This window comes from uncultured Campylobacter sp. (assembly GCF_937997595.1).
Taxonomy (GTDB): Bacteria; Campylobacterota; Campylobacteria; order Campylobacterales; family Campylobacteraceae; genus Campylobacter_B.
This window is the reverse complement of the sequence record NZ_CALKTS010000321.1, coordinates 1-6,679: the sequence shown is the minus strand read 5'-3', so window position 1 is coordinate 6,679 and position 6,679 is coordinate 1. Positions and strand designations below refer to the sequence as shown.

General features: G+C 45.9%; 9 protein-coding genes and 1 pseudogene. 7 read left to right on the top strand and 3 right to left on the bottom strand.

Annotation, left to right across the window (positions count from 1 at the left end):
- The 5 genes from Q0614_RS10900 to Q0614_RS10880 all read left to right on the top strand — a co-directional run.
- Positions 1 to 273, top strand: a 273-nt coding sequence (locus Q0614_RS10900) for a hypothetical protein (RefSeq protein ID WP_298788687.1), incomplete at its 5' end; no start/stop codon positions are given.
- On the top strand, positions 266 to 1,318 hold the full coding sequence (locus Q0614_RS10895) for a GDSL-type esterase/lipase family protein (protein WP_297943317.1): 1,053 nt from the start codon (positions 266 to 268) through the stop codon (positions 1,316 to 1,318). The genes Q0614_RS10900 and Q0614_RS10895, both read left to right, overlap by 8 nt.
- A gap of 72 nt (positions 1,319 to 1,390) precedes the next feature.
- Positions 1,391 to 1,513, top strand: a complete 123-nt coding sequence (locus tag Q0614_RS10890) for a hypothetical protein (RefSeq protein ID WP_298788686.1) — start codon at positions 1,391 to 1,393, stop codon at positions 1,511 to 1,513.
- Between the two features lie 251 nt (positions 1,514 to 1,764).
- Entirely contained in the window at positions 1,765 to 2,469 is a 705-nt protein-coding gene (locus Q0614_RS10885; RefSeq protein WP_298788685.1) for a metallophosphoesterase, read from the top strand.
- Positions 2,470 to 2,627: 158 nt separating this feature from the next.
- Complete coding sequence (locus Q0614_RS10880) at positions 2,628 to 2,861, top strand: SelT/SelW/SelH family (seleno)protein (RefSeq protein ID WP_291940039.1); 234 nt, start codon at positions 2,628 to 2,630, stop codon at positions 2,859 to 2,861.
- 275 nt (positions 2,862 to 3,136) lie between these two features.
- Here the strand turns inward: Q0614_RS10880 and efp are convergent, their stop codons facing one another.
- On the bottom strand, positions 3,137 to 3,703 hold the full coding sequence (gene efp, locus Q0614_RS10875) for an elongation factor P (RefSeq protein ID WP_298094814.1): 567 nt from the start codon (positions 3,701 to 3,703) through the stop codon (positions 3,137 to 3,139).
- An 88-nt stretch (positions 3,704 to 3,791) separates the two neighbouring features.
- Here efp and Q0614_RS10870 point away from each other — a divergent pair, with 88 nt between their 5' ends.
- Entirely contained in the window at positions 3,792 to 4,532 is a 741-nt protein-coding gene (locus tag Q0614_RS10870; RefSeq protein ID WP_298788684.1) for a hypothetical protein, read from the top strand.
- Between the two features lie 192 nt (positions 4,533 to 4,724).
- On the opposite strand, the gene Q0614_RS10865 is transcribed toward Q0614_RS10870, so the two are convergent.
- Entirely contained in the window at positions 4,725 to 5,555 is an 831-nt protein-coding gene (locus tag Q0614_RS10865) for a hypothetical protein (RefSeq protein WP_298788683.1), read from the bottom strand.
- 37 nt (positions 5,556 to 5,592) lie between these two features.
- A complete protein-coding gene (locus Q0614_RS10860; RefSeq protein ID WP_298788681.1) occupies positions 5,593 to 6,429 on the bottom strand; it encodes a DUF234 domain-containing protein in 837 nt (278 codons plus the stop codon).
- Positions 6,430 to 6,503: 74 nt separating this feature from the next.
- Between Q0614_RS10860 and Q0614_RS10855 the strand changes: the two are divergent.
- Positions 6,504 to 6,679 (top strand): annotated as a pseudogene (locus Q0614_RS10855) (aminotransferase class V-fold PLP-dependent enzyme); the annotation flags it as partial.

Genomic DNA, 6,679 nt, shown 5'->3' with positions numbered 1-6,679 from the left:
GGAGTGCTGTGGCTTGCGATGCCGTGTATGCAAAAGCCGGATTTTGAGGAGAAAACGCAGCTGCTAAATCAAATATATGCCGACGCTAGTATGGCGCTTGGCGGGTATTTTATGCAAACAACCCCGCTGGTGTGCGAAAAAGGCATCTATAAAACCTATCTGCAAAGCGGCTCCAAGCTCGTGCGCGTGCGTCAAGACGACGGCATTCATATGAGCAAAGAGGGTTGCGAAGCGGTAGCGAAAGAAATTTTATCAAGGATTGAAGTTGAGTAAATTTATAGTGATTTTATTTGCCGCATTATTAGGCGGATGCGCGGCAAACGCAGGCGTTCGCGGCATAAATTCCGCAAACGCAAAAAGCTCTGCGGGCTTTGGAGTGAAATTTTTTGGCGATTCGCATTTAGGAAGCGATGCGCTGATAGATGCTTTCAGGCACGGCTTTTTCGTGCAAAACAGCGTCGGCTTCGTGCCTGCAATGATGCCTAAATATCACAAAAGCGAAAATATAGAATTTAAGCAAAGCGGCTTTAATGTAATCTCATCCCGCACCGAGCAAGACCCCGATTTTCCGCTATGCGGAGTGATCGCTACCGGCAAAAAGGGCGCTAATGTGCGACTGGAGCTAAAGCAGCTTAGCGGCGATTTTTACGTCGAAATTTTACATAAATCGGATCAGGGCGGCGAGATTTTTCGCGTGCGCGATGCAAGTGGGCTAAGCGCGTATATTTCGCAAGAAGTGCCGCAGAAATGGGAGTATTCTAAGCTGCGACTTAGATTTCCGATCGAAATTCGATCGCTGCGTGACGGAGCAGAGCTTGGAGGATATAAAATTTACCGTAAAAACGCGCGCTTTGCAGACTCTTGTGCGAGCAACGGCGCGTTTAGCAACCTCTACGAAAAATGGGGTGCAGATGCCTTTGGTAGGGATTTTTCGGGACTTAGATACAATCTGGTAGTCATCGCTTACGGCACAAACGATGCGATGGATCCGAAATTTGATGAACAAAAATTCTACCAAAGCGTCCGTGGACTGCTTCGCTCCGTCCGTTCCGCAGCTCCCGGTGCGAAAATCCTGCTCGTAGCGCCGCCTCGAAGCCCTAAAGTGCCAAACGCCTCACGCGCTGCGGAGGTGCTAGCGCATCTAGCGCGAGACGAAGGGGCGATGTTTTACGACATAGCCGGTCTTATGGACGAGGATGGCGGCTGGCGCGGCTGGCGCGAGCGTGGGCTTATCCGCCCCGACGAAATCCACTTGCAAAAAGAGGGCTACGAAAAAATCGGCGCAGCGCTGGCGACGAAATTGCGCGGCAGGCTTTAAAATTAATCTTTAAATTTAGGCGGCTTGTTGTGGCATTTATAAAGTTCGCTGTGAAAATTTACAAAGCTCTTTGTGAAAATTGCACAATCCGCCGCTAAATTTACGTGGTTCACTATAGATTTAGAAAGTCCGTCGCTAAATTTAAAATTTGGCGGCAGTAAGCAAAGCTGCGCCTACTCGTATTTCGCCGCTTAGATCTGCGCCACGAAATTTAAATCAGAAGCTGCGGCTTTAAATTTACGCGTCGATAGGCTTGATGCCTGTGCTTTTAAAATACGTCGCCCAAATTTACGTTTTTAATTTGGATTAAATTTATGTGGTTACGGCTAGGGGCAAAAGGTCTGTGCGGTGTGCGCTGCGTAAAATTTAGCGCTTAAAATTTCATTCTCATGGGTTGCGACAAAGCGCGGCGAGTTAAATTTAAGAAAGCAAAAAAGGAGAGGCAGATGATATATCTTTGCGGCGATACGCACGGCATAAACGAGATCGGCAAAATAACAAACAAGGCTTTTGCGGGCGGGCTTAGCGCCGATGATTTCGTCATCGTGCTCGGGGATTTTGGGCTGTTTTGGAGCGAGCGGATAGATGAGTTTATGGCGCGCAAAAATATAGAAAGATATTTCCCCGCCACGCTTCTTTTTATCGACGGCAACCATGAAAATTTCGATATGTTGGATGAGCTGCCGCGCAAGCGGAAATTCGGCGGCACCGTGAGCGTGGGCGGCGAAAACATATTTTGGCTGCGGCGCGGCGAAATTTATGAGATCGCGGGGCGACATTTTTTGTGTTTCGGCGGCGCGCTTAGTGTCGATAAGGCGCATCGGATACCGGGGCTTAGCTGGTGGGCGCGCGAGATTCCGAGCGAGGAGGAGTTTAGCTACGCGATGCAAAATGCGCGCGATTTCATCGCCTCTGGCGGACGGATCGATGCGGTGCTAAGCCACACGGCGCCGAGGTTTGCGATGAAATTTTTAAAAGAATACCTCTGGTGCGGCAAAAGCACCCCCGATAAAACGTCTGAGTATCTGGAGCGGATCTTTGAGCTCGTAAGGCCTGAGCGGTGGTATTTCGGACACTTTCACGGCGATAAGAAATTCCACGCGCACGGCTGCAATTTTTATCTCTGCTACGATGAAATTTTAAAATTTTAAGACTAGCCTTAAGCCCGCGGCAGCGAAATTTAGAGCTTTGCAAACTGCGAAATATGCTCACAAATTTTAAATGCTGAGGTGCGCGGAACCCCAACTTTTATATTAAAATTTAAGCTAGTTCTGCTAGAATGTGGCACTTTTTTTAGAAAGGAATAAAGATGAAGGTTGTAATTACTTATTGTAATTCTTGATCTTATAGACCGCAAGCTCTCCGTGTGAGAGATGAAATAACAAGCGTCTATAAGGATGCGGTTGTCGAGTTGGTCCCTGGTGGCAGCGGAGACTTTCTAGTAGAAGTTGACGGCAGAAAGCTTTTCTTTAATAAAGATTTTGCTAAGCCTCGTTTCCCAAGTGAAGGTGAAATTTTAAATCTAATTAAAGTTGCAGCCTAGCTCAAAGCCCGAAAGCGGGTCGCAAGATTTGCTTTCGGGCGTTTTTTATACTCAAATTTCATATCCGTAAATTTAATCGTCAAATCATTTTAAATTTTGCCAAATCGGCGTTACGCAAAATTTAGACTGAATAATCCCGCACCGCGGTAAATTTAAAAAGCTATTTTAATCAAAATTTACGCAACCGATGCAGTTTAAATTTATCGTCTGGAATTTATAAATTTTAAAAGAAAGAGGAATTTTTGCGAAATTGAAATTTCGCAAAAATATGAGGATTATTTGTTTGCTTTTTCGATATACTCGCCACGGACGGTATCTACGCGGATGACCTCGCCTTCGAGCACGTGAAATGGGATCTGCACCACGGCGCCGGTCTCAAGCGTGGCGGGCTTTTTGTTGCTGCCCTGCGTATCGCCGCGGAAATTTGGCGCAGTTTCTACGATCTTAAGCTCCACTACCTGCGGAACCTCGACGCCGATCGCCTTGCCGTTGTAAAACATAATGTCCACCATCATGCCGTCAAGCATCCATTTTTTCGCCTCGCCCACGTCCTCGTCGCTGATCGCGATCTGCTCGTAACTATCGGTATCCATAAACTGACACGCCTCGCCGTCGTCGTAGAGATACTGCATCTGCTTGTCCTCGAGGTTTGGCGCCTCGCATTTATCGCCGGCGTGGAAGGTCTTTTCAAGCACCTTGCCATCTATAAAAGATTTTATTTTAACGCGCACGAAAGCAGGTCCTTTGCCCGGTTTTACGTGTTGGTATTCTATGATTTTAAACGGAATTCCGTCCACCTCGATTTTTAGACCTTTTTTTAGATCGCCCATTGAATAAGCCATAAATTTCTCCTTAAATTGATAGGGCGCGATTATAACAAATTTTATTTTAAATTGATATAATTGGCGAAATTTTAAGGGGAGGGAAGCTATGAAAAAAATCATCTACGTTTTGGCTGTATGTGCGGCTTTTGTGCTTGGCGCGAATGCGAACGAAGCGGAGTTCGTAAAAAACCTAAAGCAAAGTCTAAATGATAAAAACGCTCAGCTCATCTCGATCGATAAGCTAAACTCGCTAAACGGGCTAAATTTACTAATCGTCCGCTCGGGCGAGAAAAAAGAGGCGTTTTTAGCTAGCGACGACGGCAAAAGTCTAGTGGCAGTGACGGAGGAGCCCAAGCTCGTAGATGCTGCGGATGCGGCGCTATTTAAAATGAGAACTCAAATTTTAAAGGACGCCAGGGATATCGCCGCGCTTGAGCTGTTAAAGAGCATAGATCCCGCAAGATTTGCCTATATAGAGTCGTTTGATAAAAACAATCCCTTCGTGACCTACATCGTGGGCGATCCGGAGTGTCCGTATTGCGTCGAGGAGATGAAAAGGATTACGAAGCATCTTCGCAACAGCAACGTAAAATTGATCTTTGCGCCGGTGCACGGCAAGAGCGCGTTTATCAAATCGGCGCTGATTTTAAAGCATCTAAAAGCGCTCTCTCCGAGCGATCAAAAGGGCGCGATCGACGTGATCGAGAAATACTATAACAAGGACGCGCAGGTAAGCGATGCGGACGTCTCAAAGACCGAGCTTGACGCCGTGTATGCGGACACCAAGACGCTATTTTCCAAAGGCGTGATCAAATCGGTGCCATACGTGATTAAGGTGAAAAAATAGTCTAAATTTACGGAATTTATGGCGCGAGGTTTGTGCGCGGACAGCGCGAGTTTGCTCGCGGTAGTACAAGCCGCCTGCGCGAGCTGAAATTTCACAAAATTCCGCCGTTTTAAAATTTCAAGCGGCGGAATTTCAATTTTTAAAATTAAGCCCTTAAGGCTTTGTAATAAAATTTGAAAATATAAAATTTTGCTATCTAAGCCTAATAACGCCGCCGTTTTCATTTAGAATTTTTGTGACTTCGGGCAATTTATATGTTTCCATGCAAAATTCATCATTTTGGCTTGCGCCTTTTCGTATCTCCAAACTAGCGTTTTTGCTAGTATCGATTGCGGTTATAGTAAAGCAGCTGACGTAGCTCGTCGTGCCTATGCTAATCGAGTTTGGAGCTATCTGCTCGACCGTCATACTTGTTATCTTATCTGGATTTTCGTCGAATCTACCTTGCGATACGTAAAAATTAATATAGTCTTTTATCACGATTTGCAATTTTTTAGATAATGCCTCGCAGACCTCTTCTTTACTCATTCTGGGAGCTTTAGTGAAAAATTCTATCTCCTTTCTTAAAAGCCTACATTTTGGGCTAACTGCATCGCCTCTGCATTCCTCTAGTAGATAAATCAGCCTATTTTTGGGTCTTGTAGAGTTTATCGGCAAATTTGTGGTAGCTAAAGACAGAAAGCATTCCACGTCGAATTCCGTATTTCGCACCTCTTTGCGCTCGCACATAGCTTTGTGTTTTTCATCTTGCGCCTTTACCTCTTGCCTTGATGCTGCTTGCATCACGCTATTATAATAGATTTTAAAATACGCCATGGCGGCTCGTTCGCAGTTGTCGTAAATCTCTGCCGATTCTTTGGATAGATCGGCTAGGGCGCACGTCTCGGAGACGCTTTTTGCTTTATCCGGATTGGCGGCATAAAAATCCTCTGTTTGAATATCCTCTATTTTCCCCTTATCGCATCCAGCCAAGCTTAAGCTCAAAAGCACGCCTAACGATATCGCCAAGATCCTATTTTTCATGGTAATTCCCTTATAATCATTGATTTCGCACTCGCATTCAAAGTAAAATTTTAAAATCCTCGAGCGAAAAAAGTAAAATTTTATCGCTTTTTAGGCTTGCTAGCTCGCCGCTAAAGCCGCTTTTGGAAAACAGCGCGAGCAGATCGGGCGCGAGGCGCGCTTTTTCGCATTTGAGCATGAGCTCGTTTAGCACGTTTTTTGAAATTTTTCGCTCCTTGTATTTGCACTCGCCCGCGACGCAAAAGCTCTCAAATTTCGTGTAGATGTCGATCTCGACCTCTTTGTTCCAAAAGCTTGAAATTTGCGAAATCTCTAAATTTAGATACTTCGCGAGCAGCTCCTTGCTTAAAATTTCAAACCCGAGCCCCGCGTAGGCGTTGAAATCCGCTTTGATTAGGCTTAGCACGCGTCCTATTTCGCCGCGGCGTAGCGCGGGCAGGTTCGGCTCGATAAATCTAAACCAAAACCTCGCAAAGTTGCTGCTAAAATGGACCTTGTCGGTGATATGGTAGCGGCGCAGCGCGCGCGGGAGGCGATCATTTTTGCGCTCTTTTTGCGCCCTTTGCTCGCTTGATTTTTCGGTGATTAAAAACTTCGCGTTTATGAGATCTGCGGTGATTTTTTGCGCCGTAAATCGCGGCAAGATTTTTGAAATCCCGATCTTTTTGCGGTCGCTTCTAGCGAATTTCATCAGCGCTTTTTTGATCTGCTCTTCGCACTCGCCGCCGAATTTAAAGCGCTCGCCGAGACGTTCAAAGCAGAGCAAAATTTCATTTTCGATCGCTTCGAAAACGTCCGCGTAGCCGCTTATGCAGCCTATCTCATCAAATACGAAATGAAACTGCAAAATCGCGTCGATACCAGCATCGCCCAAATTTCGCGCAGTGTCTTTTAACTCGTAAATTTCGCCCTCCTTGCGGGCGTAATTTTAGCGAGTTTGGATATAATTTGCAAAAATTTTGGAGTCACGCTTTGGATTTTAAAACGATCAAAGAAAACATCATCTTAAAAGAGGGGATCAAATACTTTGATTTCGCCGCTTCGGGCCTCGCGTATCGCCCTATAGAAGCGGAGATCGAGCGCGTGCTTGCAACATACGCCAACGTCCACTCCGCAGGCGGAGC